At 51.0% G+C, this 20978-nt stretch carries 17 protein-coding genes and 1 CRISPR repeat array; of the genes, 6 read left to right on the top strand and 11 right to left on the bottom strand.

The window, feature by feature from the left end; translation table 11 throughout:
* Nucleotides 1-92 precede the first annotated feature (92 nt).
* The 5 genes from cas3 to cysJ form a co-directional block, all read right to left on the bottom strand.
* Entirely contained in the window at nt 93-2792 is a 2700-nt protein-coding gene (gene cas3, locus HEM79_RS09575; protein WP_176241678.1) for a CRISPR-associated helicase Cas3', read from the bottom strand.
* A gap of 193 nt (nt 2793-2985) precedes the next feature.
* Entirely contained in the window at nt 2986-3138 is a 153-nt protein-coding gene (locus HEM79_RS09570; RefSeq protein WP_000956460.1) for a Hok/Gef family protein, read from the bottom strand.
* Nucleotides 3139-3402: 264 nt separating this feature from the next.
* Entirely contained in the window at nt 3403-4137 is a 735-nt protein-coding gene (gene cysH / locus HEM79_RS09565; RefSeq protein ID WP_176241679.1) for a phosphoadenosine phosphosulfate reductase, read from the bottom strand.
* 131 nt (nt 4138-4268) lie between these two features.
* On the bottom strand, nt 4269-5981 hold the full coding sequence (gene cysI / locus HEM79_RS09560; protein ID WP_176241680.1) for an assimilatory sulfite reductase (NADPH) hemoprotein subunit: 1713 nt from the start codon (nt 5979-5981) through the stop codon (nt 4269-4271).
* Nucleotides 5981-7780, bottom strand: coding sequence for an NADPH-dependent assimilatory sulfite reductase flavoprotein subunit (cysJ, locus tag HEM79_RS09555; RefSeq protein ID WP_176241681.1), 1800 nt, complete (start codon nt 7778-7780; stop codon nt 5981-5983). Before cysJ ends, cysI begins: the two co-directional genes overlap by 1 nt.
* Before the next feature lie 315 nt (nt 7781-8095).
* Between cysJ and queD the strand changes: the two genes are divergently transcribed.
* The 4 genes from queD to HEM79_RS09535 all read left to right on the top strand — a co-directional run bounded on the left by queD (nt 8096) and on the right by HEM79_RS09535 (nt 10653).
* Complete coding sequence (gene queD / locus HEM79_RS09550; RefSeq protein ID WP_016159619.1) at nt 8096-8461, top strand: 6-carboxytetrahydropterin synthase QueD; 366 nt, start codon at nt 8096-8098, stop codon at nt 8459-8461.
* Nucleotides 8462-8538: 77 nt separating this feature from the next.
* On the top strand, nt 8539-9810 hold the full coding sequence (locus HEM79_RS09545; protein ID WP_176241682.1) for an FAD-dependent oxidoreductase: 1272 nt from the start codon (nt 8539-8541) through the stop codon (nt 9808-9810).
* Complete coding sequence (locus tag HEM79_RS09540; protein WP_176241683.1) at nt 9801-10061, top strand: ferredoxin family protein; 261 nt, start codon at nt 9801-9803, stop codon at nt 10059-10061. Before HEM79_RS09545 ends, HEM79_RS09540 begins: the two co-directional genes overlap by 10 nt.
* A 16-nt stretch (nt 10062-10077) precedes the next feature.
* On the top strand, nt 10078-10653 hold the full coding sequence (locus HEM79_RS09535; RefSeq protein ID WP_176241684.1) for a glycerol-3-phosphate responsive antiterminator: 576 nt from the start codon (nt 10078-10080) through the stop codon (nt 10651-10653).
* Nucleotides 10654-10703: 50 nt separating this feature from the next.
* On the opposite strand, the gene HEM79_RS09530 is transcribed toward HEM79_RS09535, so the two are convergent.
* The 5 genes from HEM79_RS09530 to HEM79_RS09510 all read right to left on the bottom strand — a co-directional run bounded on the left by HEM79_RS09530 (nt 10704) and on the right by HEM79_RS09510 (nt 16044).
* Nucleotides 10704-11552 carry an electron transfer flavoprotein subunit alpha/FixB family protein gene (locus HEM79_RS09530; RefSeq protein ID WP_176241685.1) on the bottom strand — a complete coding sequence of 283 codons (849 nt, stop codon included), beginning with the start codon at nt 11550-11552 and terminating at the stop codon, nt 10704-10706.
* Nucleotides 11549-12328, bottom strand: a complete 780-nt coding sequence (locus HEM79_RS09525; protein ID WP_176241686.1) for an electron transfer flavoprotein subunit beta/FixA family protein — start codon at nt 12326-12328, stop codon at nt 11549-11551. Before HEM79_RS09525 ends, HEM79_RS09530 begins: the two co-directional genes overlap by 4 nt.
* Nucleotides 12306-13643 (bottom strand): MFS transporter, encoded by a 1338-nt coding sequence (locus HEM79_RS09520; protein ID WP_176241687.1) that lies wholly within the window; start codon nt 13641-13643, stop codon nt 12306-12308. The genes HEM79_RS09525 and HEM79_RS09520 overlap by 23 nt, the downstream gene beginning before the upstream one ends.
* 93 nt (nt 13644-13736) lie before the next feature.
* Nucleotides 13737-15191 carry an FAD-binding oxidoreductase gene (locus HEM79_RS09515; RefSeq protein WP_176241688.1) on the bottom strand — a complete coding sequence of 485 codons (1455 nt, stop codon included), beginning with the start codon at nt 15189-15191 and terminating at the stop codon, nt 13737-13739.
* Between the two features lie 67 nt (nt 15192-15258).
* On the bottom strand, nt 15259-16044 hold the full coding sequence (locus HEM79_RS09510; RefSeq protein ID WP_176241706.1) for an SDR family oxidoreductase: 786 nt from the start codon (nt 16042-16044) through the stop codon (nt 15259-15261).
* Between the two features lie 318 nt (nt 16045-16362).
* Here HEM79_RS09510 and HEM79_RS09505 point away from each other — a divergent pair, with 318 nt between their 5' ends.
* Together HEM79_RS09505 and HEM79_RS09500 are read left to right on the top strand one after the other, a co-directional pair.
* Nucleotides 16363-17634 carry an MFS transporter gene (locus HEM79_RS09505; RefSeq protein WP_176241689.1) on the top strand — a complete coding sequence of 424 codons (1272 nt, stop codon included), beginning with the start codon at nt 16363-16365 and terminating at the stop codon, nt 17632-17634.
* A 26-nt stretch (nt 17635-17660) separates the two neighbouring features.
* Entirely contained in the window at nt 17661-19139 is a 1479-nt protein-coding gene (locus tag HEM79_RS09500) for an FGGY-family carbohydrate kinase (protein ID WP_176241690.1), read from the top strand.
* A 46-nt stretch (nt 19140-19185) separates the two neighbouring features.
* Nucleotides 19186-19885: a CRISPR direct-repeat array (repeat unit 29 nt; unit sequence CGGTTTATCCCCGCTGACGCGGGGAACTC).
* 338 nt (nt 19886-20223) lie between these two features.
* On the opposite strand, the gene queE is transcribed toward HEM79_RS09500, so the two are convergent.
* Nucleotides 20224-20895, bottom strand: coding sequence for a 7-carboxy-7-deazaguanine synthase QueE (queE, locus tag HEM79_RS09495; protein WP_001199968.1), 672 nt, complete (start codon nt 20893-20895; stop codon nt 20224-20226).
* Nucleotides 20896-20978: the final 83 nt, after the last annotated feature.

Raw genomic sequence — 20978 nt, 5'->3', positions numbered from 1 at the left:
TCCTCTCGTAAAAAAGACCATCCCAGGTCGGTTGTCCATCATTCCATCCTTTTCGGTGTATCAACTATTCAAAGAGTCCTGTCGCAGACATCTCAAGCAATCTTGCCAATCAATCCCTCCGTAGCCGAATACCCACAACTTTCGTCATCGGTGACTAAAATCACGTTTGCCATCTCCGGATCTTGCCGCTGTTCACTGCACCACTGCCTGAACGCTTCCCCTTCCAGTAAAGAAAACTCATCGCGATGTTTTTTCCACCAGCTTCGACGCACTCTGACAACACTCATTTCCCATGCGTGAGCACCGGTGGCATAAGGCTTCACCACACCGTCAATACAGGTAGTCAGCCACAGGGAAACAGACTCCTCAGCCAGACGTGTTGACAGTTTTTCCGGGAGGTAATCGTTGATATTGGCGGCATAGCCGGGCCTGAAGTTCAGCACAAACTTTTTAGCCATTGCGCGATCGCAGTAATATTTGCCCACTTGCTCCTGCTCGCTGCGGGCAAACCCTTCCGGCATTACCACGTCCTCACCGTAGACGGATTCAATAAGAAGTCGGGCTGAGTGAGGCATCTGAATAGCGCCTTGCTCACGCAGTACGCGCTGCGTCAGCCAGATTCGCCCATGATCGGGATAGACAAATGCACTGTTACGCATGGCACTGCCAAACCATTCGTCACCCGGAGAGTCGTCCCAGACGGGTGCCAGAATCAGCAGTTCAGGAGATGAACGCTCATCTTTTCCGTCACGCTTTAACTGACCGTTAATATCGCGAATATGCCGCTGTAATCGCCCCGCTCGCTGGATCAGCAAATCAATGGGGGCAAGGTCGGAAATCATTTCGTCCAGATCGCAATCGACGCTCTGCTCTAATACCTGAGTACAAATAAGGACTTTTCCGGCACGTTGTGAGCTGTCGTCTTTGCCAAAGCGCGACAGCGTCTCCGTTTCAATTCGCTGGCGATCTCTAAAAGCAAAGCGGCTATGAAAAAGTGAAAGGCTAGAAGCAGGAATGACGCTGCGAGCAATTAACTGATGATAAACCTGAATAGCGTCATCAACAGAATTCCGAATCCAGGCGATACATTTCCCCTGGCTTACCGCCGATTCGATACGCGCAATACACGCTTGTTCGCTATGGAGCCAACCCACGCTCACGCGACGCTCAACGTCTTTGCGCGTCGCTACCCGGTGTGAATTCACATCCGATTTCGTGACATGCGTCAGCCAGGGGTAACTATCTTTTTCCAGCAACGGAGCTTCTTGCTGGCCCTCTGCGCCACGCGCAAAGGCGGCGACGAGTTTGTCGCGCTGTTGTTGAGATAGCGTGGCAGAAAGCAAAATAATGCTGTTTCCGCCACGCGCCTGCCGCTCGATCAGCCCTTCAAGAATGCACGACATGTAAGCGTCACAGGCGTGGATCTCATCAGCCAGCAGGATTTTGTTACTTAACCCAAGAAGCCGCAGATTATTATGTTTGAACGGCATCACCGCCATCATCGCCTGATCCAACGTGCCGACGCCAATTTCAGCCAGTAAAGCCTTCTTATTACTGTCGGCAAACCAGGCGGCACATCCCTGACTGAACGCTTGTTCATCCGGTTCCTCTGACCCGACTAAATCACCGGACCAGAGTGATTCATTAAAGCGGTCCATTAATGTGCGGGCACTGTGTGCCAGCACCAGGCTGGGGCGGGATTCTGGCGAATAGAAAGCAAGCCAGGTTTTGACCAGCCGATCGTACATGGCATTAGCCGTTGCCATTGTTGGCAGGCCAAAAAACAGCCCCTGAGCTTTACCCGCAGCCATCAATCTGTGCGCCAGGATAAGCGCCGCTTCTGTTTTGCCTGCTCCTGTTACATCTTCCAGAATAAATAACTGCGGTCCAGGCTGGCTGATATCCAGATCCAGTACCTTTTGCTGTAACGGTGTCAGGTGCTCAATAAAAGGAAATAGTGTTTTTATCCCGGTAAAAGGCGCGGTTTCAGATTGTGTCGGAAAGACGGTTAATGCGTTTTGAGCTTGATCCTGCGCCCGTTGCCAGTACTCCGCGATAGGCATTGCGTGTGCGACGCGTGGAAAAAACTGCGTTGACGATCCCGTCCAGTCTGCAAGTACGACGGTTGCAGAGATATACCAGGAAAGTTGTTTTAAAAGTTCAACACCCTCGTCATCATCCCAGAATACGGGGATCTCAATGAGCGGAAACAATAATTTGATTGCAAGGAGAAAATCTCGCGCGGCAGCTTTGTCTTCAGGCAGAAAATTATCCAGTTCATCAATACGGTCTGGCGGACGACCATGATGCCCTGTCGTCACGGGCATCCACATTTCTATCACTCGCCTAAGTTTGCGCGGAGAGAGCGAAGATGAAGGAAGTAACTCCTCACATTCACTTAAATAATGATTCCACAGCCAGTAACCCAGCGTTGAATGAGAGATCTTTTCGTAATTCTTTCTGGAACCTTCCGGAATCTTGAGTTCAGGGTGCAGGTAAAGTTGCTGAAAAGAGCGGGCAAATTTTCCAGTATCGTGCCAGCACAACAACCAGGCGAAAAATTGTGCGGCCTGTTCCTTATCTAAAATACCTAATTGACGAAAATAGCCAGCCAGCCCGAAGCAATTTCTTTTAACCATTAAATAGCCCATCGCGGCTACATCCAGCGAATGCCAGCAAAGAAGATGATAGTCATCGCCCCCGTCTTTCTCGCCGCGTCGGGTTTTTCCCCAGAAATCAAAGAAAGTCACAATATTTTTATCCTTCAGTAAACTTAAAGGATATTTACGCATATATTAAAAATTATCTGTGATATATACCAGCCAATAAAACATTTGTATTATGAATAAATTGATGATTTTCATTTGAAATTCATAATAATAAACAGAGACAATATATTCACATAAAAATATAAATTTTAAAAAAAGGGTGCAGGAGACCAAACCATCACAATTCAATACGCGGGGTTTTACCCCCGCGTGGTGGCTACTTCTTCGATTCGTAAGCGAGAACTGCCTTAAACTCCATACCACGTTCTCTGATACTCAACTCACACAACGAGTCGCCTACCATCAGCGTGAATCCCAGTACTGTAAAACACAGCACTATGATTGCCACAAGGGCATATTTTGTCAGCATGTCTTGCCTCCCTGCAAAGAAGAGACTAACATCCGAATTGCTACGTTCGAACGCTGGCCTCAGGTTGATAGAAATATCGCCTGGGGCTTTTGTCCATCTGGAACCTCGCGAATGCTTAACGCCAGACAGCCTCAAGCACCCGACACCATTCTATACCTGTTGATTCTCCCTGCGACGTTCACGTTTAAATGCCGGAATGCTGCTCGCAAAATAAAAACGCCCCCATCATTTCTGACAGAGGCGTTTAATTTATCCGGATAACATTTACCCTTCGTGTAATCCACATTCCCTTTTTAAGCCAAAGAAACGCGTTTCTTCTTCCGCCATGCCGGGTTCCCATTTACGGGTTGTATGAGTATCACCGACCGATAAATATCCTTCATCCCATAATGGGTGATATTTCAGGCCATGTTTTTGCAGATACTGATAAATAGTTCGGTTATCCCAGTCTATAATCGGCAGCACTTTAAATACGCCACGCTGGATAGCCAGCACCGGTAAATTGGCGCGGCTGCCAGATTGTTCACGGCGTAATCCTGCAAACCAGGTTTGCGCATTCAGCTCTTTCAGCGCCCGGTTCATGGGTTCGACTTTGTTGATCTCATTGTATTTTTCAATGCCATCAACACCCTGCTCCCACAGTTTACCGTAGCGCGCTTCCTGCCAGGCGGCGCTTTCTTTTGCCCTGTAGACCTTCAGGTTCAGTTTGAGTTTGTCCGTTAACTCATCAATAAAGCGGTAGGTTTCCGGGAACAGATAACCAGTATCGGTGAGGATCACCGGAATATCCGGGCGAATCTGGTTCACCAGATGCAGGCTCACCGCTGCCTGAATGCCGAAACTGGAAGAGAGCACATATTCACCGGGCAGATTTTCCAGCGCCCAGGCAACGCGGCCTTCAGCGTCCAGATTTTCCAGTTGGGCGTTAGTTTCTGCCAGTGCCAGAATGCGCTCTACCTTCGGTAGTTCGTTCAGGGCGTTTAGATCGAGTCTGGACATAGATTCCTCACTGTTTGCCTTGCTGGTTAAGTAGGTCGAATAAGGCGTTTACGCCACATCCGGCAAAAGGTGCCACATTGCCTGATGCGATGCTGCCGCGTCTTATCAGGCCTACAAAACCGGGCTGATGGTTAATCCCACAAATCGCGCGCCGGATCGAGCACCGGGCGAATGATGCCCGCACGCACCGTAAAGTCGCCGAAGCCTTCACCCGCTTCGCGCTCTTTCGCCCAGCGCCCAATCAGTTCATCAAGCGACGCCAGGATTTCCGGCTCGGTGATGTTTTCTTTATACATCCGTGGGATACGTGTCCCAATGCGGTTGCCGCCGAGATGCAGGTTATAGCGACCCGGCGCTTTACCCACCAGGCCCACTTCCGCCAGCATCGCGCGGCCACAGCCGTTCGGGCAGCCCGTCACACGCATCACGATATGCTCATCGCTGACGCCATGTTTCGCCATTAAATTATCGATGTTATCGATAAACGATGGCAGGAATCGCTCAGCTTCGGCCATCGCCAACGGACACGTTGGGAACGACACGCAGGCCATTGAGTTTTCACGCTGCGGCGTGACGGCATTCATCAACCCGCTCTCTTTGGCAATCTTCTCGATCTTCGCTTTATCACTTTCCGGTACACCGGCGATGATCAGATTCTGGTTCGCCGTAATGCGGAAATCGCCTTTGTGGATCTTCGCGATCTCCAGCAAGCCGGTTTTCAGCGGACGCCCCGGATAATCGAGAATACGACCATTTTCGATAAACAGCGTCAGGTGCCATTTGTCGTCAATACCTTTAATCCAGCCGATGCGATCGCCGCGTCCGGTGAACTCATACGGACGGATCGGTTCGAACTTGATCCCCGCGCGACGTTCCACTTCCGCTTTAAACGTCTCAACACCCACGCGCTCCAGCGTGTATTTGGTTTTGGCATTTTTACGATCGGTTCGATTCCCCCAGTCACGCTGAGTCGTCACGACGGCTTCCGCCACCGCCAGCGTATGCTCCAGCGGCAGATAGCCAAACTCGCTCGCGGTGCGGGCGTAGGTTTTTTTGTTACCGTGTTCGATAGACAGCCCACCGCCCACCAGCAAATTGAAGCCAACCAGCTTGCCGTTCTCCGCTATTGCCACAAAATTCATGTCATTGGCGTGCAGATCGATGTCGTTCTGCGGCGGGATCACTACCGTCGTTTTAAACTTACGCGGTAAATAGGTCTGACCGAGGATCGGTTCTTCATCAGTGGTAGCGACTTTCTCCTGATCGAGCCAAATCTCCGCATATGCACGAGTACGTGGCAGCAGGTGCTCAGAAATTTTCTTCGCCCATTCATACGCTTCCGCGTGCAGCTGCGATTCAAACGGGTTCGAGGTGCAAAGCACGTTACGGTTCATGTCGTTGGCGGTTGCCAGCGCATCAAGCCCGACCGAGTGCAGCATCTGGTGTGCCGGCTTGACGTTCTTTTTCAGAATGCCGTGGAACTGGAACGTCTGGCGGTTGGTCAGACGAATGCTGCCGTAAATCGTGTTGTCTTCAGCAAATTTATCAATCGCCTGCCATTGTCTGGTGGTGATCACCCCACCAGGCAGACGGCAACGCAGCATCATCGCGTGACGCGGTTCCAGCTTCTGCTCGGCACGCTCAGCGCGGATATCGCGGTCATCCTGCTGATACATACCGTGGAAACGGATCAGCAGAAAGTTGTCGCCTTTAAAGCCGCCTGTCAGGCCGTCGTTTAAATCTTCAGCAATCGTGCCGCGCAGGTAGTTGCTCTCAAGCTTCATGCGCTCCGCGTCTGCCAGTTTACCTTCGACCACTAAAGGCCCTGGATGTTTTTCGCTCATTAGTAGACATCTCGCTGATAACGGCGCTCAACGCGCAGCTCACTTAAAAATTCATCCGCCGCTTCGGTGTCCATGCCACCAAATTCGGCAATCACTTCCAGAAGTGCCTGTTCAACGTCTTTCGCCATGCGATTGGCGTCGCCGCAGACATAAATGTGGGCACCGTCATTGATCCAGCGCCACAGCTCTGCACCCTGTTCGCGCAGTTTGTCTTGTACGTAAATTTTTTCTTTTTGATCGCGCGACCAGGCGAGATCAATACGCGTTAGCACGCCTTCTTTGACGTAACGCTGCCATTCCACCTGATAGAGGAAATCTTCCGTAAAATGCGGATTACCAAAGAACAGCCAGTTTTTACCCGGCGCTTCGTCGGCGGCACGCTGCTGCATAAAGGCGCGGAACGGCGCGATGCCCGTACCGGGGCCAATCATAATCACCGGAGTTTCGGGGTTAGCAGGCAAACGGAAGTTGTCGTTATGTTCGATAAACACCCGAACTTCGCCCTCTTCTTCCACGCGATCGGCGAGGAAGCTGGAGGCACCACCCGCACGGGCGCGGCCTTCCACGTCATAACGCACAACGCCGACGGTGATGTGCACTTCGCTCTCGACTTCCGCCTGCGATGAGGCGATGGAATACAGGCGCGGCGTCAGTGGGCGCAAAATACCGATGAATGCATCAGCGTCCAGTTGCGCTGGAGAGAAACGCAACATATCGACAATTGGCGTGGTTGCCGCGTAATGCTGCAACTTCGCTTTATCGCCCACCAGCGGCAGCAGCGTTTCACTGCGCGTTAAAGTGGCGTAGTTCTCAACAATATTCGCGGTGTTGACGGTCAGTTCGAAGTGCCACTGTAAGGCTTCTGCCAGCGGTAGCGTTTTGCCGTCAACGGTGACGGGTTCATCGCCTTTCAACCACAGCAGTTCAACAATCTCTTTTACCAGTGCTGGATCGTTCTGATACCAGACGCCCAGCGCGTCGCCCGGCTGATAGCGCAGGCCTGAATCACCTAAATCGATCTCGATATGGCGAACGTCTTTTTCAGAATTGCGTCCGGTAATTTTCTGGTTAACCGAAAGGCTCGCCACCAGCGGCGCCTCTTTGCTATACGGGCTGGTGTGAATTTCATTTACCGCGCCAGTAGCGACGGATTGCGAAGGTGCCGCAACAGGCGCGCGGGACTTCAGAACATCAACCACGCGAGCGCGCCATTCGCTGGCGGCTGCCTGATATTCAACGTCAGCATCAACACGGTCGAGCAGGCGTTCACCGCCCAGTTCCGCCAGCTTGCTGTCAAAATCTTTACCGGACTGGCAGAAAAACTCATAAGAGGTGTCACCAAGGCTAAACACGGCAAAAGCGGTATTTTCCAGCTTCGGCGCTTTTTTGGAGAACAGGAACTTATGCAGCGCGACGGCTTCTTCCGGCGGTTCCCCTTCCCCTTGTGTTGAAGTCACCACGATAAGCAGTTTTTCACTGGCGATTTGTTTGAATTTATAGTCACCTGCGTTCACCAGCTTAACGTTCAGTTTTGCCGTTAATAAGTCGTCACGTAACGCTTCAGCGACCCGGCGAGCATTACCCGTTTGCGAAGCGGAGATGATGGTGATACCCGGCATTTCTGCGCCAGGCGCAGGTGTAGCTGCAAGTGTACCTGGCTGCTGGTTAAGTATTCCCCAGAAATAGCCGGATACCCACGCAAGCTGGGTAGGTGTCAAATCAGTAGTGGCTGCCTGGAGGCGAGCCAGTTGCTCCGGGTTCAGCGGAAGCAAAGCGGAAGGTGGGGCCTGTGTCGTCATTCGTCGTTATGTTCCAGTAAGCAAAGCTGTTTCTGCGCCCTGTCTGCGCCCATAAAACAAAAGAGAAGGTAAGGTTAACGGGGCGAACGGTGTGGATTAAAGACGGGATAGCGATAACTAATAACCAAATCGACTAACCTGTTTTAGCAATAGTCTTTAACAACAAAATAGATTTATTAACCCAATGAAAATTAAATAAATATCGATCATCATTAAGATAATTAGGCTATTTTGCGCAACAAACCCATTTTAGATAATGCGAAAAAACAGGCTTTCCGGTACTCTACGCCCGTTTTGTCGTCCTGTAGAGAAATTATGATGTCCACCACGTTATTTAAAGATTTCACCTTCGAAGCCGCTCACCGCTTGCCACACGTCCCACAAGGGCATAAATGTGGTCGCCTTCACGGGCACTCTTTTATGGTGCGCCTGGAAATTACCGGGGAAGTCGATCCGCATACGGGCTGGATTATCGATTTCGCTGAACTGAAAGCGGCATTTAAACCAACCTATGATCGCCTCGATCACTATTATCTCAATGATATTCCTGGCCTGGAAAACCCGACCAGCGAGGTTTTAGCAAAATGGATTTGGGATCAGGTTAAACCGGTTGTTCCGCTGTTAAGTGCAGTTATGGTGAAAGAAACCTGCACCGCAGGTTGCATCTATCGCGGCGAATGATAAGAGTGTGTCGGCGGTCAATTTCCCTTAAGTAACGCTATGTTAGGGTGTTGCGCTCTGGATATACGGGGCACGACATGGAAGACGACTGCGACATTATTATTATCGGTGCCGGCATTGCAGGCACCGCTTGTGCGTTACGCTGCACGCGAGCGGGCTTATCCGTTCTGTTACTGGAACGTGCTGAAATCCCTGGCAGCAAAAATCTTTCCGGCGGACGGCTATATACCCATGCGCTCGCGGAACTCCTCCCCCAATTTAACCTGACCGCCCCCCTTGAGCGACGCATCACTCACGAAAGCCTTTCTCTGTTAACGCCGGATGGCGCAACGACATTTTCCAGCTTACAGCCTGGCAGTGAATCCTGGAGTGTCTTACGCGCTCGCTTCGATCCGTGGCTGGTGGCTGAAGCCGGGAAAGAAGGTGTCGAGTGCATCCCTGGTGCAACGGTGGATGCGCTACATATAGAAAACGGCAGAGTGTGTGGCGTTATTTGTGGTGACGATATTCTCCGCGCCCGTTATGTGGTGCTGGCGGAAGGTGCCAATAGCGTACTGGCAGAACGCCACGGGTTAGTTACCCGCCCTGCTGACGGAGCGATGGCGCTGGGGATTAAAGAAGTTCTGTCGCTTGAAAGATCCCTTATTGAAGAACGTTTTCATCTGGAGAATAACGAAGGTGCGGCGCTATTGTTCAGCGGCGAAATCTGTGATGACTTGCCCGGCGGCGCATTTCTTTATACCAATCAACAAACGCTCTCAGTTGGGATTGTTTGCCCGCTCTCTTCCCTTGCACAAAGCCGTGTTCCGGCAAGCGACCTGCTGGCCCGATTTAAAACGCATCCGGCAGTGCGCCCGCTTATCAAAAATACGGAATCGCTGGAGTATGGCGCGCATCTGGTGCCAGAAGGTGGCCTGCACAGTATGCCGGTGCAATACGCCGGTAACGGCTGGTTGCTGGTGGGCGATGCGTTGCGCAGTTGCGTCAATACTGGAATTTCAGTGCGCGGCATGGACATGGCGCTGACTGGTGCGCAGGCAGCAGCACAAACGCTGATTAGCGCCTGCCAGCACCGTGAGCCGCAAAATCTGTTTCCACTTTATCATCACAACGTCGAACGCAGCCTGCTGTGGGATGTTCTACAGCGTTATCAGCATGTTCCGGCGCTTTTACAACGCCCTGGCTGGTATCGGGCGTGGCCGGCGTTAATGCAGGATATTTCCCGCGATTTATGGGATCAGGGTGATAAACCTGTTCCACCGCTGCGCCAGTTGCTCTGGCGTCATTTACGTCGTCATGGCCTGTGGCATCTGGCGGGCGATGTTATCAGGAGTCTGCGATGTCTGTAGCCCGTAATCTCTGGCGCGCTGCTGATGCGCCACACATTGTTCCGGCGGACTCCGTTGAGCGCCAGACGGCAGAACGGTTGATTAACGCCTGCCCGGCAGGTCTTTTTTCGCTCACGCCGGAAGGTGATTTGCACGTTGATTATCGTAACTGCCTGGAGTGCGGCACCTGCCGTTTGTTGTGCGATGAAAAAATGCTACAACAGTGGCGCTATCCGCCTTCCGGATTCGGCATCACCTACCGCTTTGGATAAATAATAAGGATAATTTATGCCCCTCTTACACCTGCTCCGCCAGAATCCGGTGATTGCTGCCGTTAAAGATAATGCCAGCCTGCAACTGGCCATCGATTCTGAATGCCGGTTTATTTCCGTGTTGTACGGCAATATCTGCACCATCAGTCATATCGTCAAAAAGATTAAAAATGCCGGGAAATATGCCTTTATTCATGTCGATTTGCTGGAAGGCGCGTCAAATAAAGAGGTCGTCATTCAGTTTCTGAAACTGGTGACCGAGGCGGACGGTATTATCAGTACCAAAGCCTCAATGCTGAAAGCGGCAAGAGCGGAAGGTTTTTTCTGTATTCATCGCCTGTTTATTGTCGATTCGATTTCGTTTCACAATATTGATAAGCAGGTTGCGCAATCGAACCCGGATTGCATTGAGATCCTGCCTGGCTGTATGCCCAAAGTGCTGGGCTGGGTGACGGAGAAAATCCGCCAACCGCTGATTGCTGGCGGGCTGGTGTGCGATGAAGAAGATGCGCGTAATGCGATTAACGCCGGTGTGGTGGCGCTTTCCACTACGAATACCAGCGTCTGGACGTTAGCGAAAAAACTGATTTGACGGGATAATACAAGGCCGGATAACGCATCCACGCCGCATCCGGCAGCACACTATAAACATTCTGTCACCAGCGCCTCCAGTACCGCTTTCCAGTCATCTACCACGCCAACATCTGCCTGTGAAAATACCGCCGCGCTGGCGTCATGATTCACAGCCACCACAAACTGGCTATTACGCACGCCTGCCATTAACGCTGCCGCGCCGGACGCCCCGGCAACAATGCAAATCTCTGGCGCCAGCAAGTGCCCGGAAATGCCAATCACTTTTTCGGCATCAAAACCACCATTCATCACTCGCGCCCGACTGTAGCCCACTTCGGCGCCCAGCGTTTCAGCCAGCATAGCGATTTCATGGCTATCAGCCTCGCCGCCCTGCCCTACCACCAGCACCCGTCTGGCTTCTACTAATGGGTCACGGGTAGTATTTTTCAGGTTTTCGATGCTAACAAACCAGTCTGGAAGTACGCCGGGGACAATGTTTAGTTGCTGCATACCAGATGGCAACATAGTGTTTTTCGCTGCTCCAGCCTGGCGCGTCAGAGAAAGACATAGCGGACGTTTTTCTGTTTGCAACGTCGCCGTCAGCGCATTTCCCCAGTGGGATTTGCGCACGCTTGCGGTAGATATATCCAAAGAAATCACCTGGCAGATACTGGCGCCATGTAAACGCCAGGCCAGTCGGGTTGCCACCTCATCGCCAGACGTTCCCGGAGGAAAGAGAACAACGTCCGCAGGCGTTCGCTGCCACTGTTCCACCAGCGCATCCAGCACCTGTTCCGCGACCATTGGCTGTGGTTCTATTTGCCAGTGCGTCAGTGTACAACCGCTGAAATCCTGTTCTGCCAGCCAGCCTGCCATTGCGGAATGATCCTGATTGATTGTCACGATGGCGATATTCATGGCTGCATCCTCTGGCGCAAATAATCCCGCCACAATATTTGTGCTTTTTCTTTAGCTGTTTGCCCATCAATCAGCGTCGCACCGCGCCGTTGCTCCGGCCTTTCCAGTTGCAGGCACTGTATCACTGGCGCTTCTGCGACAAGAGTTTCGCGGGTAATCTCCGCTTTCCCCGCCGCCATACGCTGGCGCATTCCCGGTACAGGCAAAGCGACTTCGCCACACTGACGCACGGCAATCACCGTAGGTAAGCGGACACGGCAACAACGCAGCCCGTTTTCAGTACGCTGTTCGAGAGTGATAAATGGCGCGTCGAGAGTAAAACGCTCCACCTGCGTGAAACAGGGCCAGGCCAGTATTTCCGCCAGCAAAAACGGCGTTTGCCCGTTCTGCCCTTCGCTGCTTTGGCAGCCGGTAATAATCAAGTCCATCGGATTCAGGCGCTGCCATTCGGCAATATGGCGAGCGACAAATTCCGGGGCAAAACGCAGATCTACCGCTGTCTCCAGCAATATCGCGTCCTCAAACCCTAGAGCCGTAAGATAGCGCAGCCAGTGCAACGCCCGTTCATCGCCCATGCTCAACGCGGTTAAAGACATCGGCGTACCGCTTTTTCTCTGCGCCAACAGTAGCGCGGCAGCGGCCTGTTCATCAGCGCCGAGTAAACTTCGTAGCAGCGAAACATCCGGCCCACTATCACCCTGAGCCGCCACCTGCCACTCTTTTTCTGCCAGCATTCCGGCATCCGGTTCAGCTTTAAACGCTAACAGAATGTTCATTCGCACCTCCTGCATTTCCCGCCGCCACCAGCGGGAGTGCTTTAGTTTCTGGCGCCCATAGCCAGGTCACGATAAAACCAACCAATAACACTGCCGCCAGGAGCAATAAGGTAACCTGCATTCCCCACTGCGCCAGAACCCACGGCAGCAGACCAGTACTTACCGCCGCGCCGAGTCGACTCATGGCGGTAGCAAAACCGACGCCCAACGAGCGAATGTCAGTGGGAAAACTTTCTGCAGGCAAAATGCCCACCAGATTACTGACCGCCGAAATGGTGGTACTGAAGAGGACAAAAAGCAGTAACGTTAACGAACTGCCGGAAGGCTGGCAGGCCATCACTATTAACGTAACTGCCAGCAGCAAAAAACTTCCCAGCAAAAATTTGCGATGTGCCAACAGGTGCGTCAGAACTAATCCCAGCAGCGCGCCCACAATTAACAACGCATTAAGCATCAGGCTGGCAGTCAGCGCATCTTCCAGTCCAATCGTCTGGGCGATGGTCGGCAGCCAGGTATAAATCACAAACCATGGGATCACGAGGCAGACAAAGAAGACGCTGTTAAACGCCGTGCGCCGCCAGTAGCGCGAAGAGAACAAAGTTCTGATGTGTTTATGGGTCGCCGTTGCGACTTCATCGCCCAGTAAAACATGGGAACCAAAATAGCGATGTACGATAGCGTGAGCTTCTGCAAAACGCCCCTGACGCAGCAACCAGCGCGGCGATTCCGGCGTTCCCCAGCGTAAAAGCGTAATCAGCAAGGCTGGCAACGCCGCAGAAGCCAGCAGCCAGCGCCAGGCTTCCGGGCTTTCGCTAATAAAGTGATGTCCGGCAAGACTTGCCAGCACATAGCCCACCGTCCATACCACGCTAAACGCCCCCAGCAAAATACCGCGATGGCGGCGCGGGGAAAATTCTGCCAGCAACGTGTGGCCTACTGAGTAGTCGCCTCCCAGACCAATGCCGATCAAAATACGCAGCCCAATCAGTTGTTCTGGCGTAGTGGCGAAATATTGTAAAAAAGAGGCGAGCGTGATCAGTAAGAAGCTGAAGGTGAAGATTTTTTGTCGGCCAATATGGTCGGAGATCCAGCCCAGAACCAGGCTGCCGATAAACAGGCCAAGCAGCGCCGAGCTGCCAATCATTCCTGCCATAAAAGGCGTCAGTTGCATAGCAGGTGTAAGCTGAATAATGGCGTAACCAATGACGCCAAGAACATAACCGTCAGTCAGGTGCGCGCCGAAAGTGAGCGCAGCAATTCGACAGTGAAAACGGTTAAGCGGTAAATCATCCATTCGCACCGGTGAAGTGTTCATCTTTACCCCTTCATTGTCCGGTAATAAGAACGGCTTCCCGGTTGAGAAGCCGAAAAGGCAACGCCCCGTCATCGCGGGACGCTGCCTGGCATATTATTTTTCAATCGGATAGATAGTACCCGTATTCATAATGCCGTTAGGATCGAACTGCTTTTTCAGCCCTTCCAGCAACGCCCACGCGCTGCCGTGCTCCAGTTTGCTCCAGTGAACGCGATGTTTACCGATACCGTGGTGGTGTACCATTGAACCACCGAGGCGAATGGTTTCTTCGCAGATAATTTTGTTGAGCGGATTGTGGTACTTGTCGATTTCCTCTTCCGGCTTACAGTCAACTACGTTGTAGTCGTAGACGAAGTACATGTTGGTGCCGTTCTGATAGCTATGAGAGGAGTGACCGCCCAGCATGGTGATGTCGTCGGCGTGCGGGAACTCGGTACGAATACGGTTAATAACGCTTTCGTAAATTTCGTGGATGCAGCTCCAGCAACCGGAGACTTCGGTGGTAAAGCCCATATTTCCGGTTTTGAGGATCTGCACGCGTTCGGCGGCAACTTTATCTGGTCCCCAGTTCAGGTGATTAAACCAGGTTTCGATCAGCTTGCTGTCCACCTGCTGGCATTGCGGGTAGCGGGCAACGATTTCCGCAATCCCTTCGCCCGTGGCCTGTGCGATGCGCGGATTGCCTTCAGCCATAAAGATCAGCACACATTTACCGTCGGCAAAATGGGTGAAGTGTTGGGTGCCATCTTCAGCGTCATACAAACGAGCGATCGACGGACGATACCCTTCCACCATGATTTCACGCAGGATGTTGAAGCCGGTTTTCATGTCTTCCATGATATAGCCGTAGAAAAGGTTGTTTTCTGGCGTGAATTTAAAGATTTTTACTGTAACTTCAGTGATATAGCACAGTGCACCTTCGTTGCCGATGATGATGTGACGAATGTCCGGGCCAGCCGCGCGGCGTGGCACGTTTTTAATGCGTGTCACGGTGCCATCTGCCAGTACCGCTTCCAGACCAACGACCATATCCTCAATAGCGCCGTAGAGTGTGGAGAACTGTCCGATACTGCGAGTCGCCACCAGGCCGCCCATCTGCGCCAGCGGTTTTGACTGCGGAGAGTGACCGGTGGTGTAGCCTTTTTCACGCAACGCATTTTCCAGCACTTCTAGCGGAACGCCACATTGCGCCGTCGCCTGCATATTATCAATATCAATATTAATGATTTGATTCATGGCGGAGCCGTCGAGCACCACCGAGTTTTCCACGACAGTTTCCAGTCCACCTTCGGTAGCGGAAGCACCAGTACGCGGCACGCCGTTAATTTTGTGCGCATTCATAAAATTCAGAACACGGGACACTTGCTCTGTAGAGCCGAGTTTTACGACCGCTGCCGGAATTGGCAAAGTATAAATACCATGAATATCCGGAAATTTACGAAAACGGTCAATGCTGTTTTTCTTTAATACCGTTTCATCGGTAATAACGCGATCTGTTCCAACAATTTCCTTTAGCTGGTCGACAATTGCTGCGCGAGATAAAGACATAATAATTCCTTCCTGATAATAAAAATGGAATAGTCATTAATAAAAAAACAGAAACCACCTTTATGGATTAGCGCACTAAATAACCGCCATCAACCACTAATAAATGTCCATTGACATAATTCGATGCAGGACTTGCGAGGAATATTGCCGCCCCCATTAAATCCTGAGTATCCCCCCAACGGTTTGCTGGAATATGGTCAAGAACGCGCTGATTGGTTTCTGGGTTACTGCGCGTTGCCAGTGTAATATCAGTCGCGTAATATCCCGGGGCTATACCATTCACTTGAATATTATATTGACCTAATTCATCGCAATAGGCTTTGGTGAATCCGGCAAGAGCATGTTTAGTGGCAGAATATGCTGGCGACCATTGCCCACCTAAGTAAGAGAACAAGGAACAGATATTAATGATTTTACCGCTTTTCTGCGGAATCATAATTTTTGCCGCTTCGTAACTTAACTCGAATGCTGCTGTCAGGTTCACATCAATCATCGGATCCCAGTCAGCACGACCGAAGTCCAGCACCTTATTCAGCTTACAAATACCGGCATTATTGACCAGAATATCGACGTTGCCAAAACGCTCACAACAGGCGGCGATTATCTTCTGCGGAGCGCCTTCAGCGGTGATATCCACCTGCATGAAGTCCACTTCAACACCCTGTTTTTCAATCATTTCCTTCGTTTCGCCATTATCTTTAACGAAGCTAGGAATAAAGATATTTGCACCTGCTTTTGCCAGTGCCATCGCAAATGCCTGGCCTAACCCGCTATTCCCGCCGGTAACAATTGCCGTTTTACCTTTCAGGGAGAAAAAATCCATTGAGAACGCATTGAGAGATTCGATTGACATAGTTAGCTCCAATTTCCGTAAGGCAAAAAAAAAGAAAGGTAACTTCCCCCGCGAGAGGGAAGTTACCTTTCTCATTATCTCTGGTAACTGGAGATAATTTTTATCATAAGGGCATAATCGCTTATGTGACCATAATCACAGTGTGATGATTGTATTATCAAATGTTTTTAAAAAGTAGAATCGTGATTACTCTCACACAACAACCCTGTGTTCCATGTTATTTCTTATCGCAATTACTAGAGACCTGAGAAAAGTAATCCTCCCGAAAGGGCGGCTTACTTTTCTCTTTTTTTTGTCTATTACAAATGGGAATACGATATGCAACACAACTCATATCGCCGTTGGATAACCCTCGCGATAATCAGTTTTAGCGGCGGCGTTAGTTTTGACCTGGCTTATTTACGTTATATTTATCAAATTCCCATGGCGAAATTTATGGGATTCAGCAATACCGAGATAGGTTTAATAATGAGTACCTTTGGTATTGCGGCTATTATTCTTTATGCGCCCAGCGGCGTTATTGCCGATAAATTCTCACATCGCAAAATGATTACTTCCGCGATGATCATTACCGGATTATTAGGCCTGATAATGGCAACATATCCACCATTATGGGTAATGCTTTGTATCCAGGTCGCGTTTGCGATAACGACGATTTTAATGCTGTGGTCGGTGTCGATTAAAGCCGCCTCGTTGCTTGGCGATCATAGCGAGCAAGGGAAGATCATGGGCTGGATGGAAGGACTGCGCGGCGTCGGCGTAATGTCGCTGGCGGTGTTTACCATGTGGGTCTTTTCCCGCTTTGCTCCGGATGACAGTGCCAGCCTGAAAACGGTCATTATCATCTACAGTGTGGTTTACATTCTGCTGGGTATTTTGTGTTGGTTTTTTGTTAGCGATAACAACAGCCTGCGCAGTGCCAATAACGAAGAAAAACAGTCATTCCAGCTTAGCGACATCCTGGCCGTTTTGCGCATCAGCACCACCTGGTACTGCAGCATGGTGATTTTTGGTGTCTTCACCATCTACGCCATTCTGAGTTACTCCACCAACTATCTGACCGAAATGTACGGCATGTCGCTGGTGGCGGCGAGCTACATGGGGATTGTGATCAACAAAATATTCCGCGCGCTGTGCGGCCCACTTGGCGGCATAATCACCACCTACAGCAAAGTGAAATCCCCTACCCGCGTGATCCAAATCCTTTCCGTACTCGGCCTGCTGGCGTTAACTGCCCTGCTCGTCACGAACTCTAACCCGCAATCGGTCGCGATGGGGATTGGTCTGATTTTACTGCTGGGATTCACCTGCTACGCCTCACGCGGGCTGTACTGGGCCTGCCCCGGTGAAGCGAGAACGCCGTCTTACATTATGGGCACCACGGTGGGTATTTGTTCAGTGATTGGATTCCTGCCGGATGTCTTCGTTTACCCAATTATCGGTTACTGGCAAGACACTCTGCCCGCAGCAGAAGCCTACCGCAATATGTGGCTGATGGGCATGGCGGCGCTCGGCATGGTGATCGTTTTTACCTTTTTGCTGTTCCAAAAAATTCGTACTGCTGATAGCGCAACAGCTAACGGTAAGTAAGCCCGGAAAATTACAGGAGAAAAATCATGTCGAAAAAATACATCATAGGGATTGATGGCGGAAGTCAGAGCACAAAAGTGGTGATGTACGATCTGGAAGGTAACGTAGTTTGTGAAGGGAAAGGCTTATTACAGCCGATGCACACGCCGGATGCCGATACCGCAGAACATCCTGACGATGATTTATGGGCATCATTATGCTTCGCCGGTCACGATTTGATGAGCCAGTTTGCCGGGAATAAAGAAGATATTGTTGGCATTGGTCTGGGATCAATCCGTTGCTGCCGTGCGTTATTGAAAGCCGATGGCACGCCAGCTGCGCCGTTGATTAGCTGGCAGGATGCACGCGTAACGCGTCCCTACGAGCACACCAATCCTGACGTGGCGTATGTCACCTCTTTTTCGGGTTATCTGACGCACCGTTTAACGGGCGAGTTTAAAGACAATATCGCTAACTATTTTGGTCAGTGGCCAGTGGATTATAAAACCTGGGCATGGAGCGAAGATGCAGCGGTAATGGAAAAGTTTAATATCCCCCGCCAGATGCTGTTTGATGTTCAAATGCCGGGCACCGTGCTTGGGCATATCACACCACAAGCTGCACTGGCGACACATTTCCCGGCCGGGCTGCCGGTTGTGTGTACCACCAGTGATAAACCGGTAGAAGCACTAGGTGCCGGGTTACTGGACGATGAAACGGCAGTGATTTCATTAGGCACCTACATCGCGTTGATGATGAACGGCAAAGCACTGCCGAAAGATCCGGTAGCGTACTGGCCGATTATGTCTTCTATTCCGCAAACGTTGCTTTATGAAGGTTACGGTATTCGCAAAGGCATGTGGACGGTGAGCTGGCTGCGCGACATGTTGGGCGAGTCGCTAATTCAGGATGCCAGAGCGCAGAATCTGTCGCCGGAGGATTTGCTCAACAAAAAGGCGTCTTGCGTACCACCGGGTTGTAACGGACTGATGACGGTGCTGGACTGGCTGACCAACCCATGGGAACCGTATAAACGCGGGATTATGATCGGCTTTGATTCCAGCATGGACTACGCATGGATTTATCGTTCGATTCTGGAAAGCGTGGCGCTGACGCTGAAGAATAATTACGACAATATGTGTAATGAAATGAATCACTTTGCCAAACATGTGATCATTACTGGCGGCGGTTCAAACAGCGATCTGTTTATGCAAATTTTTGCCGACGTGTTCAACCTTCCGGCACGGCGTAACGCCATTAACGGCTGTGCAAGTTTGGGGGCGGCGATTAATACAGCGGTAGGTCTGGGTCTGTATCCGGATTACGCAACGGCGATCGACAAAATGGTTCGCGTGAAAGATATCTTTATGCCTGTTGAGTGCAATGCCAAACGCTACGACGCGATGAATAAAGGTATTTTCAAAGACCTAACCAAACACACTGATGTGATTTTGAAAAAATCGTATGAAGTGATGCATGGTGAGCTGGGGAGTGCGGATTCGATCCAGAGCTGGTCGAATGCGTAAGTAAGGAATACCGGGCGGGAAACTGCCCGGGCTGAACCCTACTGAAAGGTTTATCCCCGCTGACGCGGGGAACTCCGCAGCCCTCAACGAAATTAACTATACCCTCCCGGTTTATCCCCGCTGGCGCGGGGAACTCACAGTAGCAACAGGCACACTGGCGCTAGTTAACGGTTTATCCCCGCTGGCGCGGGGAACTCTCTCCAATTCTGTACGCGGACACTAACGGGCGCGGTTTATCCCCGCTGACGCGGGGAACTCGGCGAAAAACCAACCCCCGTCGACCCCGCCGACGGTTTATCCCCGCTGACGCGGGGAACTCTTCCGGTCATCTCAATCAGTTGCCAACTGGATCGGTTTATCCCCGCTGACGCGGGGAACTCCTGTCTCATGAACAGGATATGCTGCGTCTTCGCGGTTTATCCCCGCTGACGCGGGGAACTCACGCCAGCGCGAATGCCAGCGGCTATTTTGGTCGGTTTATCCCCGCTGACGCGGGGAACTCGACTGTTACGCGGCGTTTCGTTGCTGCCAGATCGGTTTATCCCCGCTGACGCGGGGAACTCGTCCTGCGCTGCTTTTTCTTCCGGTGGCACGTCGGTTTATCCCCGCTGACGCGGGGAACTCGGCGGGGCAACCAGCGCGGCCAACAACACATTCGGTTTATCCCCGCTGACGCGGGGAACTCGGCGGGGACTATACGTATTTTCTGGTGCGTAACGGTTTATCCCCGCTGACGCGGGGAACTCTCTAAGCATAACCTATTATTAATTAATGATTTTTTAAGCCAGCCACAATCTACCAACTTTACAGGAACACACAAACAACACATCTACTATGTTAAAGAGCACTTAATCCATTGACTGAAAAGGTAAATATTTAAAATGAATCTATAAAAGCTAAAATCTACCAAACTTCACCGTAATAATTTTCACTCCAGCAAAAAATTAACGCCACAGAATTTGTAGAGAATGGTAATGATTAGTCCAGGATGGGCAAAATGGAGTAGTTTCAGAGGCGACAAAGAATATAAATGAGTGGAGTTATTTACAGGTTCCACTCATTTTCAACGCTTATAAATGTTTAATCAGGCAATATTCAAATATTTATGCGTTTGCATCGACAAACGCCAGTTCCGCGCAATGCAGGTTTCAATACACAAACGTGTGGCATCATCCTTCTGGCTAATCGGCTGAAGGGCAATGACTCGCGGTTTATCATCGGTCAGCGTCGCCAATAATTCATCCAGTGCTTCAATATCCCGTACGCGTCCAACAGGATGTTTAATTTCATTGGCTCGTTCCAGTGCCTGAGACAACACTTCATAACCGCCACGCATATTTATTTTTGGCGACACGGTAACCCAGGTATTCGGTGTGCAACGCACTTCATGAGTGCCGCTGGTTTCGATCTGGCAGCTAAAACCATTCTTTTCGAGCAGGTCGGTCAATGGCAGCAAATCATGAATACAAGGCTCACCACCAGTAATCACCACGTGACGCGCGGTGTATCCCTGACGACCGATGACTGCGAGCAAGTCTTCACTGCTCGCTGCCCCCCACTTATCACTCTCTTTGGTTTTCGCCAAAATGCTGAAAAGAGAAACTTCCCGATCCTCAAGTTTTTCCCACGTGTGTTTGGTATCACACCAGGCACAGCCGACCGGGCATCCCTGTAAACGAATAAAAATGGCGGGGACGCCGGTAAAGTAACCCTCACCTTGCAGGGTCTGGAACATCTCGTTAATCGGGTACTGCATAGCATTCTCTGTAAAGTGGATAATTGTTAATTATTGCAGATCCTACCGCAATATTCATGCTTTATTAACATTCTGTTACATGC

It is taken from the genome of Escherichia sp. 93.0816 (assembly GCF_013368855.2).
GTDB lineage: Bacteria > Pseudomonadota > Gammaproteobacteria > Enterobacterales > Enterobacteriaceae > Escherichia > Escherichia ruysiae.
This window is presented reverse-complemented; position numbering and strand designations above follow the sequence as displayed.